At 36.8% G+C, this 17202-nt stretch carries 14 protein-coding genes and 1 pseudogene; 5 read left to right on the plus strand and 10 right to left on the minus strand.

Annotation, left to right across the window (positions count from 1 at the left end):
- Positions 1 to 17: 17 nt before the first annotated feature.
- From BLW28_RS09615 to BLW28_RS09630, 4 genes are all read right to left on the minus strand, one after another.
- A complete protein-coding gene (locus BLW28_RS09615) occupies positions 18 to 1130 on the minus strand; it encodes an NAD(P) transhydrogenase subunit alpha (protein ID WP_073218294.1) in 1113 nt (370 codons plus the stop codon).
- A gap of 71 nt (positions 1131 to 1201) precedes the next feature.
- The gene (locus tag BLW28_RS09620; RefSeq protein ID WP_143036861.1) at positions 1202 to 1582 is read right to left on the minus strand and encodes a hypothetical protein; all 381 of its coding nucleotides are present in this window, start codon (positions 1580 to 1582) and stop codon (positions 1202 to 1204) included.
- A 70-nt stretch (positions 1583 to 1652) separates the two neighbouring features.
- On the minus strand, positions 1653 to 2069 hold the full coding sequence (locus tag BLW28_RS09625; protein WP_073218289.1) for a GreA/GreB family elongation factor: 417 nt from the start codon (positions 2067 to 2069) through the stop codon (positions 1653 to 1655).
- Between the two features lie 90 nt (positions 2070 to 2159).
- Positions 2160 to 3455, minus strand: a complete 1296-nt coding sequence (locus tag BLW28_RS09630; RefSeq protein WP_073218286.1) for a Glu/Leu/Phe/Val family dehydrogenase — start codon at positions 3453 to 3455, stop codon at positions 2160 to 2162.
- Positions 3456 to 3979: 524 nt separating this feature from the next.
- Between BLW28_RS09630 and BLW28_RS09635 the strand changes: the two genes are divergently transcribed.
- Positions 3980 to 4168, plus strand: coding sequence for a hypothetical protein (locus BLW28_RS09635; protein ID WP_073218283.1), 189 nt, complete (start codon positions 3980 to 3982; stop codon positions 4166 to 4168).
- A 78-nt stretch (positions 4169 to 4246) separates the two neighbouring features.
- Here BLW28_RS09635 and BLW28_RS09640 read toward each other — a convergent pair whose 3' ends face one another.
- The 6 genes from BLW28_RS09640 to BLW28_RS09665 all read right to left on the minus strand — a co-directional run bounded on the left by BLW28_RS09640 (position 4247) and on the right by BLW28_RS09665 (position 11837).
- The gene (locus BLW28_RS09640; protein ID WP_073218451.1) at positions 4247 to 5566 is read right to left on the minus strand and encodes a sigma-54-dependent transcriptional regulator; all 1320 of its coding nucleotides are present in this window, start codon (positions 5564 to 5566) and stop codon (positions 4247 to 4249) included.
- 2 nt (positions 5567 to 5568) lie between these two features.
- Positions 5569 to 6660 (minus strand): sensor histidine kinase, encoded by a 1092-nt coding sequence (locus tag BLW28_RS09645; RefSeq protein ID WP_073218280.1) that lies wholly within the window; start codon positions 6658 to 6660, stop codon positions 5569 to 5571.
- A gap of 131 nt (positions 6661 to 6791) precedes the next feature.
- Positions 6792 to 7145, minus strand: coding sequence for a hypothetical protein (locus BLW28_RS09650; RefSeq protein WP_073218277.1), 354 nt, complete (start codon positions 7143 to 7145; stop codon positions 6792 to 6794).
- Positions 7146 to 7279: 134 nt separating this feature from the next.
- A complete protein-coding gene (locus BLW28_RS09655; protein ID WP_083540714.1) occupies positions 7280 to 8185 on the minus strand; it encodes a DUF6268 family outer membrane beta-barrel protein in 906 nt (301 codons plus the stop codon).
- A gap of 25 nt (positions 8186 to 8210) precedes the next feature.
- The gene (locus BLW28_RS09660) at positions 8211 to 9704 is read right to left on the minus strand and encodes an aminotransferase class V-fold PLP-dependent enzyme (protein ID WP_073218448.1); all 1494 of its coding nucleotides are present in this window, start codon (positions 9702 to 9704) and stop codon (positions 8211 to 8213) included.
- 60 nt (positions 9705 to 9764) lie between these two features.
- Positions 9765 to 11837 carry a protein-disulfide reductase DsbD family protein gene (locus BLW28_RS09665; RefSeq protein WP_073218445.1) on the minus strand — a complete coding sequence of 691 codons (2073 nt, stop codon included), beginning with the start codon at positions 11835 to 11837 and terminating at the stop codon, positions 9765 to 9767.
- A gap of 278 nt (positions 11838 to 12115) precedes the next feature.
- Here BLW28_RS09665 and BLW28_RS09670 point away from each other — a divergent pair, with 278 nt between their 5' ends.
- The 4 genes and pseudogenes from BLW28_RS09670 to BLW28_RS09685 form a co-directional block, all read left to right on the plus strand.
- Positions 12116 to 12625 (plus strand): hypothetical protein, encoded by a 510-nt coding sequence (locus BLW28_RS09670; RefSeq protein WP_073218272.1) that lies wholly within the window; start codon positions 12116 to 12118, stop codon positions 12623 to 12625.
- A gap of 288 nt (positions 12626 to 12913) precedes the next feature.
- On the plus strand, positions 12914 to 16318 hold the full coding sequence (gene ileS, locus BLW28_RS09675) for an isoleucine--tRNA ligase (RefSeq protein ID WP_073218442.1): 3405 nt from the start codon (positions 12914 to 12916) through the stop codon (positions 16316 to 16318).
- Positions 16319 to 16321: 3 nt separating this feature from the next.
- Positions 16322 to 16705, plus strand: coding sequence for a TraR/DksA family transcriptional regulator (locus BLW28_RS09680; protein ID WP_073218269.1), 384 nt, complete (start codon positions 16322 to 16324; stop codon positions 16703 to 16705).
- Between the two features lie 231 nt (positions 16706 to 16936).
- Positions 16937 to 17202 (plus strand): annotated as a pseudogene (locus BLW28_RS09685) (IS982 family transposase); the annotation flags it as partial.

Consider the following 17202-nt stretch of genomic DNA (forward strand, 5'->3'; position numbering starts at 1 on the left):
AATTATTTGGTTTGAGATTATTTAAAATGTGGATGCGTCCATTCGCCTTTACTTAAAACTTGACTTGGCGTAAGTAACGGATCATTTTCTTTATTCGCTTTGTCCATATATTTTAAAAAGGAGAAGTAGTTGTTAGAAAGAAGGCGAGAAGCTGCGTTAGAAATTTCGGCTGCAAGATTTGAATTTCCTAAGATGGTTACGCCTTTGTGGTTTATTACTTGGTTGTTTTTGGATAGTTCGCAATTTCCGCCTTGTTCTGCGGCAAGATCAATGATTACGCTTCCTGCTTGCATGGCTTCTACCGATCTAGTTTCAATAAGTAATGGAGCTTTTCTGCCTGGAATATTAGCGGTGCTTATAACCACATTGGCTGAAAGAATATGTTGATGAATAAGTTCTTTCTGCTTTTGTTTATATTCTTCGGTTTGTTCAACCGCATATCCACCAGCGCTTGCTGATTCTGTGTGCCCTTCTACTTCAACAAAGGTAGCGCCAAGACTTCTTACTTCCTCGCCTGCTGAGGTTCGTACGTCAAAAGCTTCCACTACTGCGCCTAAACGCCGTGCGGTGGCGATAGCTTGTAAACCTGCCACACCAGCACCTAAAATCAACACCTTTGCGGGAGTCAAGGTTCCCGCAGCCGTTGTAAACATTGGGAAAATTCCGTTAAAAAAATCTGCTGACTTAATTACAGCTCTATATCCAGACAAAGATGCCATGGAAGAAAGCACATCCATAGATTGAGCTAAGGTTGTACGTGGCAATAAATCTAAGCTATAAACTGAAGCTGCGTGTTCTTTGTAAATATTTAATTTTGAAGAATGAAAGAGCGGATTAAAAATCCCGATAAAGTGACTGCCTTGCTTTAGCGTCTCTCCGTTGAAAGTGTGATTTACAGAAGTGATTAAATCTGAAGTTTTAAAGATATCTTCTCTCGAAACACAACTTGCGCCTGCTTCGATATATTGATTGTCTTCAATTTGAAGTGAATCGCCTAAGCCAGGTTCAAAATGGACAATATATTTCAACTCTTTTGTAAGGCGTTTTACTTCCTTTGGTAATAAACAAACCCTGGGATCATTTGGGGTTTTGAGGATTCCAATTATTTTTGGCTGATGATTTTCGCTCATAAGTTTTTTGGTCGGTAATATGGCTAGAACATTATTCTAAAGCCCTTTTTTAAAAACAGTAACTTTAAAGATTATTTGCTTAGAATATCAAAATAGGCTTCTTTTATCTTTCGATAGTTTTCTAAATGCGCTCGATATGATTTTCGGTATTTATCGTGTTCGTTTACGTAAAACATATCGCACGATACGTCTTCACATTCTGCAGCCTTTGGAAGGTTGTTTCTGTATTCATTAAACTTGTCAATTGTAATTGAGTTTTCTTTCTTTTGGTTTTCCAATTCTGAAAGTAGCGGCGTCAGATCATCGGTATTAACACGATCGGTTATTGCTATATTCAATAGGCTTGTAATTTCCTTGTCGATATAGGTTAAGTGTTCGAGCCAGTTTTCAAGCTCAATTGAATTATTTTTATACGTAATAGCTTCAGGAGAATCGTGATCGTAAATTTGCATTTTCATTGTTTTTGTAAGCTATATTACAATACAGCTTTGGTTTTCCTATTAGGAGAGTTTTAACCCTTACTTACAAGAGTACGTCAATATCTATAGGTTTTTCAGCTTGCTTTACACTTGTAATTTTTAACTCTTTGACGCCATTTGGAAAGTTCCATTTTACTGAATCCCCTAGTGCATAGCCCATCACAGCCGAACCCATTGGTGCTAAGATAGAAATTTTATTTGCAGAAATATCCCGGTCTGTAGGGATTACTAACTGAAACTCTGTTTCCCAAGCACCAGATTGAACAGTAATAACGCTGTTAAACCTAATTACATCATCGGGCATTTCATCATGGTCAAAAATGAGGGCGTTATTAAGCTCTTCACTTAATATTCTTAAGGAATTTATTGTGTTTTGGTCTTTGTAGTAGTTGGAAACATTCAACAAGCGTTTTAAAAAGACGTATTCTTTTTTTTCCAATATCAAATTTCCATATTTCATAATTGCGGGGGATTATCGAAAAAGACAGGGCATCTTCATTTAATTTAAAATAGATGCAGATGCCCTTGCTTTTTCTGGAATATCTAATTATTATGGGAAAATTCCTCTAAGAATATATGCTTTTTCTATACGCTCTATCGCTAATGCGAATGCGGCGGTACGTAAATCCACTTTTTTGTCGTCTGCATAGTCTGTAACCTTATTAAAAGTAGTGCGAAGTTTTTTCTCTATTTTTTCTAAGATTTCATCGAGTTGCCATAATTCACCATTACGGTTTTGAAGCCATTCAAAATAACTGCCAATCACTCCTCCAGAATTACACATAATGTCTGGAATAATGGTAATGCCACGTTCCAATAATATTTTTTCGCCTTCAACATCAGTCGGGCCATTTGCGCCTTCTGCTATTAAAGTTGCTTTTATGGAGTTTGCATTTTTTGGAGTTATCTGGTTGCCTAAAGCAGCTGGAATACAAATGTCGCAATCAATGCCAAAGAAATCCGATCCGTCCATAGCTGAAGCTTCAGGAAAATCTACAATGCTGCCACTGTTTGATTTGCTATAATTGAATAAATCTTCAACTTTAATTCCGTCGTTATTTTGGATACTTCCAAAAGCATCTTGAACACCTACCATTTTTGCACCTTCGTTTTCGAGAAAGTGTGCCGACCAATAGCCTACGTTTCCGAATCCTTGAACGATAAATTTCTTTCCGTTTAGATTAACTTTGTTTTTTTCTGCCCAAAACTTAATTGTTAAAAACACTCCAAATCCTGTTGCGCGATCACGACCTTCTAGTCCACCGCTGCCTACTGGTTTTCCTGTTACAACGTGCATGTTTTTAGAACGTTCGGAAGTACTTTTTGTACTCATATAAGTGTCTGCAATCCAAGCCATTGTTTGTGCATTGGTATTTACGTCTGGGGCTGGAATGTCGTGTTCTGGACCAATGTTTTCACCAAGTGCGTAAGTAAATCTACGTGTAATACGCTCTAATTCGCTTGATGAGTATTTTGAAGGATCAATTTGAATTCCACCTTTGGCACCACCATATGGAAGGCCAGCTAATGATGTTTTCCAAGTCATCCACATTGCTAACGCCCTTGCAGCATTAATATCTACTGTAGGGTGAAAACGAAGTCCACCTTTATAAGGACCAAGCGCGTTGTTGTGCTGTACTCGATAGCCAGTAAAAATCTCCACATCGCCATTGTCCATACGAACAGGGAAGTTGATGATTATTTCAGTGTTTGTAATTCTAAGTATTTTCCGGACGTTTGGATTTAGTTCAATTTGATCGGCTGCGTGATCAAATTGTTCCAATACGTTGTCTAACATTCCTTTTTTCACAGGTTTTGGTTTTTCCACTGTTTGTTCGTTTATCATCTGCTTTTGATTTTAGAAATAACCTATTTGGATATTCCGTTTATTAATGGGGTTTATTCCATTAGCCTTTAATGGTCGATAACCCTAAGTACAACCTATGTGCCGATATTTTTAATTTTTTAGAAATAATTCTTAAAAAACAGATAGTCAGGTGTATATAAATTTTAAGAAAAATTAACAAAATTAAATGAATTGGGGAATTATTTCTCTACTGGGGAGAAATTACCCAGTTTTTCGTTTGGTTAATTTGAATGTTAATCCTTGATTAAATATTGATATATTAGCAGTAATAGGAATTAACGAGAACAGGAATTTTCAATTTAATATCTAATTGTAGGTTTACAAAGAAGGAGCTAGATTGAATCTAATGTCGTAAAATTGATACGTTCATTAGAAAATTGAAAAGTTGAAACTATGTTTGAAGCTGCTTTCTAATTTTTTGTATATTCGAAAGCACGTGCTTATGTGCATAGTTTACGCGACTATCCGTAATTAATAAAATGAATTCTTTAATTTAAAAAACCATGAAATATAAAAGTCTGGACAAATGGTATAACAATACTACAATTGTAGATACATTATTGTTCCTTTTGCCTCCCGTTGGACTGTACGGCCTCTATAAAACAGAACGCTTAAAGCATAATGTAAATAAAGTTTTTTACGGTGTTATCGGGTTTATTTCCCTTTTTCTTATAATTATCTACCTATCTTAAATTCTGAAAACTTAAAGCTGTTTAAAACTTCTATTTTACTGAAGTTTTTTTGAGCAAAGTAGTTCTAACACAAAGATTTTAAATCTCCCGGATCTTTGCCCTTAATGTTTTCCTGTCAATTTGAAGAATTTCGGCTGCCTTAGTTTGGTTATTGTTTGTGGCTGCCAACACTTTTTGTATGTATTGCCGCTCTAGCTCTTTTAGAGGAAGTAGTCCTTCTTTAGGAAAGTCGATTTGATATTTTAACGATTCTGGAAGGTCTTTAATGCCAATAGTACGATCGCACATTATTACTGCGCGTTGAATTACATTTTCTAGTTCGCGAATGTTTCCCGGCCAATCGTAGCGAGTTATTAGTTCTTTTGCCTCCGTATCAATGGTTACGTACCGTCCTTTGTATTCGTTGCCGTATTTAAATAAGAATTTATCGGCAAGTAACGGAATATCTTCTTTTCTTTCCCGAAGTGGTGGCACGTGAATTTCTACCACGGTTAGGCGGTAATAAAGGTCTTCTCGGAAGGTCTCTTTTGCAACCATTTCTTTCAAATCGCTATTGGTTGCGGCGATTACACGTAGGTCTATTTTTTCACTTTTTCGCGCACCTACTTTTACTACTTCTTTTTCCTGAAGCACTCGTAATAAACGGGATTGAACACCTAAAGAAGCATTTCCAATTTCGTCCAGGAAAATTGTTCCTCCTTCGGCTGCTTGGAAAAATCCTTCACGGCTGTCTTCTGCTCCAGTGAACGCACCTTTTATATATCCAAAAAGCTCGGATTCTAATAGGTTTTCTGGAATTCCACCACAGTTGACAGCTATAAAAGGTTCGCGTGAAAATTTGCCGTTATAATGAATGGATCGCGCAACCAGTTCTTTTCCGGTGCCACTTTCACCGCTAATGTATACAGTTGCTTTATTGTCCTTAACTCGATCTATTATTTGAATTACGTTTCTAACTTGTTTGCTTTCTCCAATTATTTCGTCATATTTTTTCAGGCTTGTAGCAGAATCAGTTGATTTCTTCTTGGTTGAAGAAGATAAGGATTTTTGTACTGCCTGTTTTAATTCGGCTTTAGTGAATGGTTTTACTAAATAATCCACCACACGCGATTTAATTGCCGATAGCGCATCTTGAATTGAAGGATAGCCAGTTACAACTAACTTTGGGATATTTGGATAATGTTCTGAAACAAACTGAATCAATTCAAACCCATCTACCTCTGGCATTTTTAAATCGGTGATTAATAAATCTATTTCAGTGTCGCGTAGAATGGCCACGGCTTCTTTCACCGAAACTGCCTTGAAGGTATGGTAGTCCATAGAATGCAAGTGCCGCTGAATCAATTCTAAGATCCCGATGTCGTCGTCCACTATTAATATGTTTTCCTTTTGAAGCATGGTCATTGTTGTTTGGGAAAAGTAATGGTGAAAATTGCACCTGTTGGATTATTTGATTTGTATTCAATAGTGCCACGATGCCCTTTTATGATACCGTGAACAACACTTAGCCCTAATCCTGAACCGTTTCCAACTCCTTTTGTTGTAAAAAACGGCTGAAAAACTTTTTCTATATTTTCGGGAGTAATACCAGGTCCTTCATCAGAGATTTTAAGAACTATTTTTTTTGGAGTTTGGGTCAATCGTAACTTAATTAATCCTTCTTTTGGTGAAAAGTAAACCGCATTTAACACCAAATTGAAAATTACTTGTGTAAGTTGTATAGTATCTACCTTCATCAGCACCTCCTCTTTTGGAAGTCGGATTTTGTATTTCACTTCATTTTTGGTAAGTGTTGAGTCGAGCAGGTTCATTGCGTCGCTTACCACAGGAACAATGTCCACTTCAGTCATATTCTGTGGCATTTCACAAGCAAAGAACATTAATTTTTTTACTACTTCACGTGAATATATAGCGCTGTTTATTATTTTTTCAATATCCTTTCCGCTTTGCGAATCTAGGTTATTTTTACTTTTTATAAGCTCTGCAAAACCTAAGATGTTTGCAAGGGGAGTGTTGAGTTCGTGAGCAATTCCGGCGGTTATTTCGCCTAAAATACTCAAACGATCGGCGTGTTCCATTTTTCGTTTTACTACTGCTTCATTGTCGCGAATAGCTGCTCTTTCTAGCAAATCTCCAATGTTAACGGCAACCGTTTTGAGTAAGGTGATTTCTTCAATTAAAAAATCTTCTTTTGTGTATTTATTTGCGGGATAATGAATTTTAATAAACCCTTTCGGCTCGTTAAACACTTTAATGTCACTTTTTATTGAAACACTTTTTCGTGGCAGCGCAGAAGAAATTAGGTGAAAGGGGCTCGAATGTATTTCAACAATTGTATCATCGTCAAATTGCAAAGCACGGCGGACACTGAGCGCTATGGAATATAGCGTTTTGTCCAACTCTTTGTAGTCGTTATTTACAATAATTGATGAAACCTCGTACAGACAGGTAAGTTCTTTAATACGTTCCTTTAGGTCTTTTTCGATTGTCATGGACAAATATTCAGTTTATTCAAAGGTAGTAAATTTGAATGGTAGCTCGATTTAACCTGAAGAATGGATTTATATAAATATTGTGATTAGCTAAAAGAACGATGCGAGTTCAGTTTCTGAAAATTCTGTAATCAATCAAGATCTTTTTTTACTAATAGATAAATGTTATTATCAAGAGGGAGATAGCCTTGATCATAAAGGTAAAAATATGTGGAACCAGATTTTGTAGTATAAATACTTGTGAAATAGTCAAAACTAAATCCAAGTCCTAATAGTTTCTCCTTGGTTGTTTTCGTTTTGCCTTCGGGGTTAAGGCTTTCTAAAATCCGGTAGTTTTTCCGAAGCCAATTATTGGTAGTTCGAACTATATTTTTTCGGTCTTTGTTGAGTAGATTATTGCGCATATTGCGGCATTGGTCGCTGCAGTATATTTTGTCTGCGCGGCCCTTTACCTTAGTTCCACATTCTGGACAGATTTTTTCCATAATCTAAAGATAGGATATTTTTTAAAATTACCAATCTTCAGAAAACTCGACAAGAGACTTTGGTTGAATGTTATTTGGTTTAAGCTGCTTTAGAACAATTGTTTCCCACAATATCGCACTCCTTTTATAGTAGTTTACTTGGAGTTCGATTTTGCTAAATCGTATCTATAAACCATTTCAAGTTTCACAAAAATACTTCCTTTAAACGGTGGGTTTAATTGGGTGCGGTCATCCCCAAATCGAAAAGCCGAAAGGGCTAAATCAATTTTGTCGTTTTTTTCATAAACTTTATAATCGTCGTTTGCGTAGCCCAGTTTGGTGCGCAATAAAATTCGTTCATCAAAAACATTGAATTGAAGGTAGGTAGCAAATTCAGTAGAGCTGAGGTCTGCGTACATTGCAGGCGAATTATCGAATTGTAGATTAAAACTACGACTAATACCGAAGTAATCAATTCCTAAGGTTGCGGCTCCTAAATTATAGTTTATATCGCCCTTTATAGGAAGGCTCAAATCCATTTCGAATTTTTCGTTAGGACTTTTGTAGTAAAGCCCCAAAATTGGAGTTGCGAAAACACCATAAGCTTCCTGCGAGGCATAAAATCCAATTCGATATAATAGATTTTCACTTTTCTTATATTTCAATATCCCGATTCCACCTATGTAAAAATCATCACTTGAAATTTGTTTATAATCTGAAGCAATTTTAGGAAGTAAAACTAGTGTTGTGCTCCATTTTTCAGACCAAGTAGATGCCAGCCCAAGGGAGAGAAATGTATTGTAAAGATTCTTAAATTCTGAATCAGGAAACAATTGTAATTTATTAAAACTAAATTCCGCTCCCGTAATTAAGGCGTGATTTTCATTAATAGGAATAGGAACAGTTAGCCCAGCTTTGAAAGATGTTATACTAGTGCTTTCGTCAATATTTTTAAATTCATTTTTAATGGATTGCCCGTACCCAATTTTGAAAAGATCAATATATTCTTGACCGATACAGAAAAAAGGTAATAAGAAGATTATGAGTACGCTTTTTCTCACGATTGAAATCCGTTAATTTATAGGATTATTCAAAGGTGAACCAATCCTTCATAATGTTATCGTCCGTTTCATTTAAATGAACAAATTCATTGCTTTGAGTATTATGAGTGTAGTCTTTCGCCCATTCCGAAAAATTTTCAGACAATTGTTTAATGGCGTCACAAACATAATAAGCTTCTTCACTCGTACTTGTAGGGTGGAGAGACATCCGTATCCATCCGGGTTTGTGCGTTAAATCCCCAAGATCTATTTCACAGGTTATATTACTTGAAGTTTCTTGGTCTACATGAAGCAAAAAGTGGCCGTAAGTTCCTGCACATGAACATCCACCACGGGTCTGTATGCCGAAGCGATCATTTAAGATTTTTACACCTAAATTGAAATGTAAATCGTCTATGTAAAAACTAAAAATTGCTAACCTGTCTTGAGTGTGAGGAGCGAGAATTTTGAGGTTTTCAATGCCCGAAAGCTCTTTAAAAACGATATTTAAAAGTTCATGCTCGCGTTTCAACATATTTTCCACGCCAATCTGTTCTTTCAAACGAATAGAAAGTGCGGTGCGGATTGTTTGTAGAAAACCAGGTGTTCCGCCGTCTTCCCTGGTTTCAATATCGTCTATATATTTATGATTGCCCCAAGGGTTTGTCCAAGATACAGTACCGCCACCAGGATTATCGGGAATTGTGTTTTTATATAGATTATTATTAAAAATTAGGACTCCACTGCTTCCCGGACCTCCTAAAAATTTATGAGGCGAAAAGAATATTGCGTCTAAATGGGCGCCTTCTTCTTCGGGGTGCATATCTATTGCAACATAAGGTGCAGAACAAGCAAAATCTACAAAACAAAGGCCACCGTTTTGGTGCATTAGCTTGGCAATTTCGCGATATGGAGTTTGAATTCCAGTTACATTAGAACAGCCGGTTACAGCGGCTATTTTAATAGGGTAATCTTTATGTTTTTCAAGTGCCTCTTTAAAATTATTCATGCATACCAAAACATCATCATTTGGGGCAACAACCACAACTTTGGCAATAGTTTCTAGCCATGAAGTTTGGTTGCTATGATGTTCCATGTGTGTTACAAAAATTACAGGCCGCATTGCATCGGGAATCGTTGTATAAGGACGTATGTTTTCAGGGATTTTCAATCCTAAGATGCGTTGGAACTTGTTAATGGCTCCAGTCATACCGCTTCCTGAAGTAATGAGCACGTCGTTTGAATTGGCGTTAACGTGCTTTTTAATGATGTTTCGCGCTTCGTGATACGCTTTGGTCATTGCGGTTCCCGTTACTGAAGTTTCGGTATGGGTATTCGCAACAAAAGGTCCAAAATCATTTAATAACTTTTCCTCGATGGGGCGATATAGTCGGCCACTGGCAGTCCAATCGGTATAGATAATTTTTTTCCTTCCGAAAGGGGAAGTGAATTCTTGGTCTATACCTACAATATTGTTTCGGAAAGGTTCAAAATACTTCTCCAAATCACTGATTTTAGCTTTATTCTCCGAAGTCATCATTTCTTTCATTACACTATAAAGTTATATAATGCTATTAAAAATAAGCATATTATACCTTGATTATTTCTCAAAGGCTTTCACGCCGCTTCGCAACCAAGCGTAATATTCTTCACCATCGGGAGTATAACCTATTGGATCTACTAGGTTTGATTCATCGTGATCCATCAAAACGTAGAAAGGTTGAGCGTTTGCTTCATATTTCAGAATTTGGAATTCGCTCCATTTTTGACCGATATAGCGAAGTTTTTTTCCAGAGATTTCGGAAGTTATTTCTTCGCCATCAGGCAACGGGCGTTTGTCATCAACATATAGTGAAATGAGTACGATATCTTCTTTTAAAAGTTTCAAGATTTTTGGCTCACTCCATACGCGCTCTTCCATTTTTCGACAGTTAACGCATGCAAAACCAGTAAAGTCAATTAAAACGGGCTTTCCAACCTTCTTTGCATAAGCCAATCCTGTGTCATAATCTTTAAAGGCGATAATGTCTTGTGGGCCTAAATGTGAACCTTCAGGAAATTCCTGTGCAGTAGCTCCACCTCCGCCACTCGACTTGGTGTAACCAACTCCATAAGGAGATTCGCTGTACTGCATCGGTGGTGGGAAACCGCTGATTAATTTTAATGGCGCACCCCAAAGTCCAGGGATTAAATAGACGGTGAATGCCAAAACTAGCATCGCAAGACTCGCGCGACCTACAGAAATATTTGTAACGGGTGAATCGTGTGGCAACTGAATTTTTCCGAAGAGGTATAACGCCAAGGCTCCAAATACTGCAATCCAAATAGCTAGGAAAACTTCACGCTCTAACCAATGAAGTTGAAGTACTAAATCGGCATTGGATAAGAATTTGAACGCAAGCGCTAGTTCCAAAAACCCTAAAAATACTTTTACTGTGTTAAGCCATCCTCCCGATTTTGGTAGTGAATTCATCCACCCTGGAAATGCTGCGAATAGCGCAAAAGGTAATGCTAGCGCTAATGAAAAACCAAACATTCCAACGAATGGCGCAATTCCTCCTTTAGAAGCTGCTTCAACCAGCAAGTACCCAATAATAGGTCCGGTACAAGAAAAAGAAACTATTGCCAAGGCAAGCGCCATAAAAAAGATACCAATCATACCACCTCTGTCTGCTTGTTTATCGGCTTTGGTTGCCCAAGAACTTGGGAGTGTGATTTCGTAAGCGCCTAAAAAAGAAAACGCAAAAAATAAAATGAGTAAAAAGAAAATTACATTAAACCATACATTGGTTGAAAGTGCATTGAGCGCATCTGCCCCAAAAAACCAGGTTACAACGGCACCTAGAAATACATAAATTACAATAATTGCAATTCCGTAAATAATTGCGTTTTTAATACCAATTGCCCGTGTCTTGCTTTGTTTCGTAAAAAAGCTAACCGTCATTGGTATCATTGGGAAAATACAAGGCGTAAGTAAAGCGGTGAATCCAAAAAGGAAAGCCACAATAAATATAGTCCACAAGCCTTTTTCTTCTTGCTTTTTAGTCTGTTGTACAGCAGAAAGCGATGCGTCTTTTGAGGCTTGTTCAGCGTTCAGTGCTGTTTCGTCCGATGGAGAATCTATCGCTGCTAAAGCCTCGTCTGTTTCATCTGAAGAATCTAGGTTTTCAGAAGCTTCGGTATCATCAGTTGTAGTTGTAGTTGCTGAACCAGGTGCTGGTGCAGGAATGTTAAAAACCAAATCTACGTAGGTGGGCGGTAAGCAATTAGTGTCATCACACACCATAAACTCAAGTTCTCCTTTTACGGTAGTTCCTTTGTTTCCTGTTAATTTTATACGTTGGGTAAAAGTGGCAGTTTTTTCAAAATAGGTAATTACCATATCAAAAACAGGATCGAGTTCGGTAACTCCTTTGTCTTCTTTTGTTTTCCCAACCAACTTATATGCATCGTTTGCTTCAAATCTAAAAACAGTAGGTAACGGGCCGTCTTCTGGTACTACTTGTGAGTATAAATGCCATTTATCGTCGATGATTGCTTTTGAGATAAGATCGTATTCAGTCTCTGATACTTTTTTAACACTGGTAGACCATTCTACGGGGTCAAGTATTTGAGAATGAACGGCGGTGAAAGATATTGTGGCAAGTAGGAGGGAGAGAAAAAACTTCTTCATTGGGGAAATGATATTATATAGATGCATAGTATTTGTCAAATTCGCAGGAACAATTAGGTCTCTAATTTTTGATTTCACAAGTGTAAAATGTGAAAAAATAAACGCAAATATACATATCATGTTTGATTTTAATATTCTAATAGAATGTAAATAGGCACTTTAATTAATATGAAATTGGCTGATTCATATTTAGGTATAATATAAAAATAGCTTTACTTTTGGAGTTGCTATTCAAATTCACATTATATTCGCCGAAAATTTCTTAAAACTATTAGATAATGAAATTGACTAAACTCTTTTCTATATTATTAATCGCTGTTGTTTCATTTAGTTGCAGCAAAAGCGATGATAGCTCCGACGCTTACCAATTCAATAAAGACAATCTAACAGGAACTTATTCCTTAAATTCGTTTAAAAGTAAAGAGATTAAAACTATAAAAGTGGAAGGTTTTGATGTGGTTACCACCATTGTATCTACTGGTGATACTTTTGATATGATGTACAAATTCGATTCCAACAATGTGCTTACAAAGGATGGCACATACCGCGTTACCGAAGTAAAAACCCTAGGTGGTGAGACTTCGCAAGAAACTTATATTATCGATTTGGATGGTGAAACAGAATCGTATTCAGTTAATGCGAACACAACCGAATTAACAATAAAAGATATAACATACCAAGTTGGCAACTTTAGTCGTACCGGCTTTAAAATTAGTTATGAGTACGTAACTGTCGAAGAGAACGGAAATAAAGTTGAGTATAACGAAGAGTGGGTATTCAAGAAGTAAGAAAAAACATTTTTTTAAATAATAAAAGCTATCCGAAGGGGTGGCTTTTTTTGTTGGAAAATCCCGTTTTACAATATTGTTTGAACAAAATTTGATTAAAATTGTGTTGCTTGAAGGTTGAGCTAACCATCAAATCCTCATATCATTCTATTAGTTTAAATTCAAATTTAGAAGAGCTTAAGTCAATATAATATTTCAAGATTTAAATCGCCCGATGCATTGTAATAATCCATATTAATTTCCTTCAAAATTGCTTACTTTTGCAAACTTTATTGAATGAATAACGTTATGGAGAATAAATTTAAGGAATACAAAGGGTTAGACCTTCCCAAAGTAGCAGAGGATATACTCGATTTTTGGAAAAAAGAAAATATTTTTGAAAAAAGTATTTCTATTCGAGAAGGATCAGAGCCATTTGTGTTTTTTGAAGGACCGCCATCAGCCAATGGTCTTCCTGGAATTCACCACGTAATGGCGCGAGCAATCAAAGATATTTTTTGCCGCTACCAAACCCAAAAAGGATATAAAGTAGATAGAAAAGCAGGTTGGGATACCCACGGATTGCCTATAGAACTTGGCGTTGAAAAAGAATTGGGGATTACCAAAGAAGACATTGGAAACAAGATTTCTGTAGAAGAGTATAACGCTGCTTGTAAAAAAGCAGTAATGCGATATACCGATGTTTGGAATAATCTTACCGAAAAAGCGGGTTATTGGGTAGATATGGAAAATCCATACGTAACCTACGAACCAAAATATATGGAATCGGTTTGGTGGTTGCTTAAAGAAATATACAACAAAGATTTAATTTATAAAGGATATACAATTCAGCCGTATTCCCCGAAAGCGGGAACGGGCCTGAGTTCGCACGAGCTTAACCAGCCTGGAACGTATCAAGATGTTACAGACACCACTGTTGTGGCTCAATTTCATGCAGTAGCCGAAACATTGCCCGATTTTTTAGCAGAAGAATCAAACAACATCTGGTTTCTAGCCTGGACCACAACCCCGTGGACATTACCTAGTAACACCGCGCTTACCGTAGGGCCAAAGATTGATTATGTGTTAGTAAAAACGTATAATCAGTATACATTTCAGCCAATAAATGTAATTTTAGCTAAAAACTTAGTTGCTAATCAGTTTTCTGGAAAATTTGAAGAAAAACCGAATGCCGATGCCTTAGAAGCGTTTAAGCAAGGCGATAAAAAGATTCCTTATTATATAGTCAAGGAATTTAAAGGGTCCGATTTGGTTGGAATTAAATATGAGCAGCTGCTCGATTATGTGCTTCCCTATGAAAACCCGGAAAACGCTTTCAGAATAATTTCTGGAGATTTCGTAACTATTGAGGATGGAACCGGAATTGTGCATACCGCACCAACTTTTGGAGCCGATGATGCCAAAGTAGCAAAAGAAGCAGAGCCAGAAGTGCCGCCAATGTTGGTTAAAGATGAAAACGGAAATTTAGTTCCTCTTGTAGATTTACAAGGAAAATTCCGCCCTGAAATGAAAGAGCTTGCAGGCAAGTATGTAAAGAATGAATATTATGACGATGCAGATGTGCCTGAAAAATCAGTAGACGTTGAGTTGGCAATTAAGTTAAAAACAGAAAACAAAGCCTTTAAGGTTGAAAAATATGTGCACAGCTACCCAAACTGCTGGCGTACTGATAAGCCTATTCTTTACTACCCAATGGATTCGTGGTTTATAAAAGTAACGAGCTTTAGAGATCGTATGCATGAATTGAACAAGGAAATTAATTGGAAACCCAAAGCTACGGGGGAAGGCCGTTTTGGCAACTGGTTAGCCAACGCGAACGACTGGAACCTTTCACGTTCTAGATACTGGGGGATTCCGCTGCCTATCTGGAGAACTGAAGATGGAAAAGAAGAACTTATAATAGGCTCTGTTGAAGAGCTTATGACTGAAATGGACAAATCTGTAGCCGCCGGATTTATGTCGAAAAATATTTTTGAAGGATTTAAGGCAGGCGATTTCTCCGATGAAAATTACAACCAAATCGATCTTCATAAAAATATAGTCGATCAAATAATTCTTGTATCACCAAGTGGAAAACCGATGAAGCGCGAATCCGACTTGATAGATGTTTGGTTTGACAGCGGAAGTATGCCCTATGCACAGTGGCATTACCCTTTTGAGAATAAAGAAAAAGTGGATACAACTTGGCGCAAAGCCGACTTTATAGCGGAAGGTGTAGATCAAACCCGAGGTTGGTTCTATACTTTGCACGCCATCGCCACGATGATGTTTGATGATGTTGCCTATAAAAATGTGGTGTCAAATGGTCTCGTTTTAGACAAAAACGGGCAGAAAATGAGTAAACGATTGGGCAATGCTATTGATCCTTTTGAAGTAATAAACCAATACGGGCCAGATGCAACACGATGGTATATGATAAGCAATGCCAATCCGTGGGACAATCTTAAGTTTGACCAAGATGGTATTTCGGAAGTGCGCAATAAATTTTTCGGAACGCTTTATAATACCTATAGTTTTTTCAGCCTATATGCCAACTTAGATAAGTTTCATTATCTTGAAGAAGATTTCCCATTAGAGAAACGGCCTGAAATTGACCGGTGGGTACTGTCAGAATTAAATACACTTATTCAAAAAGTAGATGAATATTATGCGGAATACGAGCCAACCAAAGCGGTTCGTGCCATTTCAGAATTTGTTCAAGAAAATTTAAGCAATTGGTTTGTTCGCTTAAGCAGAAGAAGATATTGGAAGGGTAGCTATAGTGACGATAAGATCTCGGCCTATCAAACGCTTTACACTTGCTTATTGACCGTTGCAAAGTTGGGTGCTCCCGTGGCTCCGTTCTTTATGGATCGATTGTATAAAGACCTAGTTGCTGGCACGTCGGGAGAGGCAATTGAATCTGTGCATTTAACCAATTTTCCAATAGCAGATATATCTTACATTGATAAAAAGCTAGAACACAAAATGCAAAAAGCACAAACAATTTCGTCTTTGGTGCTTTCATTGCGCCAGAGAGAAAAGATTAAAGTGCGACAACCGCTTCAAAAAATTATGATTCCCGTTTTAGAAGAAGCTGAAAGAGAAGAAATATTGGCCGTTTCCAATTTGATAAAAAGCGAAGTAAACGTAAAGGAAATTGAGTTAATTGATGAAGGAAGTGGTCTGTTAGTTAAGCAGATTAAACCCGACTTTAAAGTGCTTGGACCGCGTTTTGGAAAAGACATGAAGGCCGTCGCAGCTGCTATTATGACTTTTGATCAGCAACAAATTAACACTTTGGAAAAAGACGGTGAAATATCTGTTTCTATTAATGAAAAAATCACTACTTTGGCTCTTGAGGATGTAATTATAAGTTCTCAGGATATTGAAGGTTGGCTAGTTGCCAATGCCAACGGAGTAACTGTAGCTTTAGATGTAACGCTAACCCCAGATTTGCGAAACGAAGGAATAGCAAGAGAGTTGGTAAACAGAATTCAAAACTTACGAAAAGATAGTGGTTTTGAAGTGACAGATAGGGTTGAAATAACCTTACAAGAAGAAGAAAAATTAAAAGTAGCAGTTGACCAGTATTTTAAGTATATTAAGGAAGAAACATTAACAGAGGTTTTGCAGTTTCAACCTATAGTTGAAGAAGGAATAGAAATTGCTTTTGATGAGATTGAAACAAGAATTAGTATTAAAAAACATTAGATTATGACAGAAACAGAAAAAACCAGATATACTGATGCAGAGCTAGAAGAATTTAAAGCGTTGATTAACGAAAAAATTAGAAAAGCTACAGAGCAGTTAGACCTTATTAAAAGTTCGTATAAAAACGACAGTAATAATGGTACAGATGATACATCGCCTACCTTCAAAGCTTTTGATGAAGGAAGTGAAGTAATGAGCAAGGAGGCAAATTCACAATTGGCTATCCGTCAAGAAAAATTTATCCGTGATCTTAAAAACGCCTTAGTGCGTATCGAGAACAAAACATACGGAATATGTAGAGTTACTGGCAATTTAATTAACAAGGAGCGTTTAAAGTTAGTTCCGCACGCTACCTTAAGTATTGAAGCTAAAAACATGCAGAAATAATTGTTTGCGCATTTCGTCAAGAAATGTTGGAAAAATTAAACTGTCCGAAAATCGAATATAGCTAAGATAATTGACGGCTCCGATTTTCAGACAGTTTTTTCGTAATAATCAACAAAGCTCTTAATCTATAAAAAATTAAGAGCTTTACCCGTTGTGCATTATGATTTAAAAGAAAAAAGTTGTCCATATTACTGATAATCAGTATCTTGTTTTAGCTATAAAACATTATATATGAACAACTTAAGTGCAAATTACGAAAGAATATTGGAAGTTTTAAGAAAAATATCAAAAGATCAACTTTTACCCTATCAAAGGCGTGAACCAAAGCTCTGTGACTTGGAACTGATAAGTTTGAGTTTAACGGCTGAGTTTATGGGCATAGATAGTGAAAACGATCTTTTCAGAAAGCTTCCCACAACAATTTCTTCAAAAATTGAGCGAAGTGTATATAACCGAAGAAGGCGTGGGTTGGCTGACCATATAGATGGCATTCGATT

The organism is Aequorivita viscosa (genome assembly GCF_900106795.1).
Lineage (GTDB): Bacteria > Bacteroidota > Bacteroidia > Flavobacteriales > Flavobacteriaceae > Aequorivita > Aequorivita viscosa.

Bases quoted from the DNA above. Each gene is read 5' to 3' on its own strand.
- BLW28_RS09615 (WP_073218294.1), bottom strand. From the start codon at position 1,130: ATGAGCGAAAATCATCAGCCAAAAATAATTGGAATCCTCAAAACCCCA.
- BLW28_RS09620 (WP_143036861.1), bottom strand. From the start codon at position 1,582: ATGCAAATTTACGATCACGATTCTCCTGAAGCTATTACGTATAAAAAT.
- BLW28_RS09625 (WP_073218289.1), bottom strand. From the start codon at position 2,069: ATGAAATATGGAAATTTGATATTGGAAAAAAAAGAATACGTCTTTTTA.
- BLW28_RS09630 (WP_073218286.1), bottom strand. From the start codon at position 3,455: ATGATAAACGAACAAACAGTGGAAAAACCAAAACCTGTGAAAAAAGGA.
- BLW28_RS09635 (WP_073218283.1), top strand. From the start codon at position 3,980: ATGAAATATAAAAGTCTGGACAAATGGTATAACAATACTACAATTGTA.
- BLW28_RS09640 (WP_073218451.1), bottom strand. From the start codon at position 5,566: ATGCTTCAAAAGGAAAACATATTAATAGTGGACGACGACATCGGGATC.
- BLW28_RS09645 (WP_073218280.1), bottom strand. From the start codon at position 6,660: ATGACAATCGAAAAAGACCTAAAGGAACGTATTAAAGAACTTACCTGT.
- BLW28_RS09650 (WP_073218277.1), bottom strand. From the start codon at position 7,145: ATGGAAAAAATCTGTCCAGAATGTGGAACTAAGGTAAAGGGCCGCGCA.
- BLW28_RS09660 (WP_073218448.1), bottom strand. From the start codon at position 9,704: ATGATGACTTCGGAGAATAAAGCTAAAATCAGTGATTTGGAGAAGTAT.
- BLW28_RS09665 (WP_073218445.1), bottom strand. From the start codon at position 11,837: ATGAAGAAGTTTTTTCTCTCCCTCCTACTTGCCACAATATCTTTCACC.
- BLW28_RS09670 (WP_073218272.1), top strand. From the start codon at position 12,116: ATGAAATTGACTAAACTCTTTTCTATATTATTAATCGCTGTTGTTTCA.
- ileS (WP_073218442.1), top strand. From the start codon at position 12,914: ATGGAGAATAAATTTAAGGAATACAAAGGGTTAGACCTTCCCAAAGTA.
- BLW28_RS09680 (WP_073218269.1), top strand. From the start codon at position 16,322: ATGACAGAAACAGAAAAAACCAGATATACTGATGCAGAGCTAGAAGAA.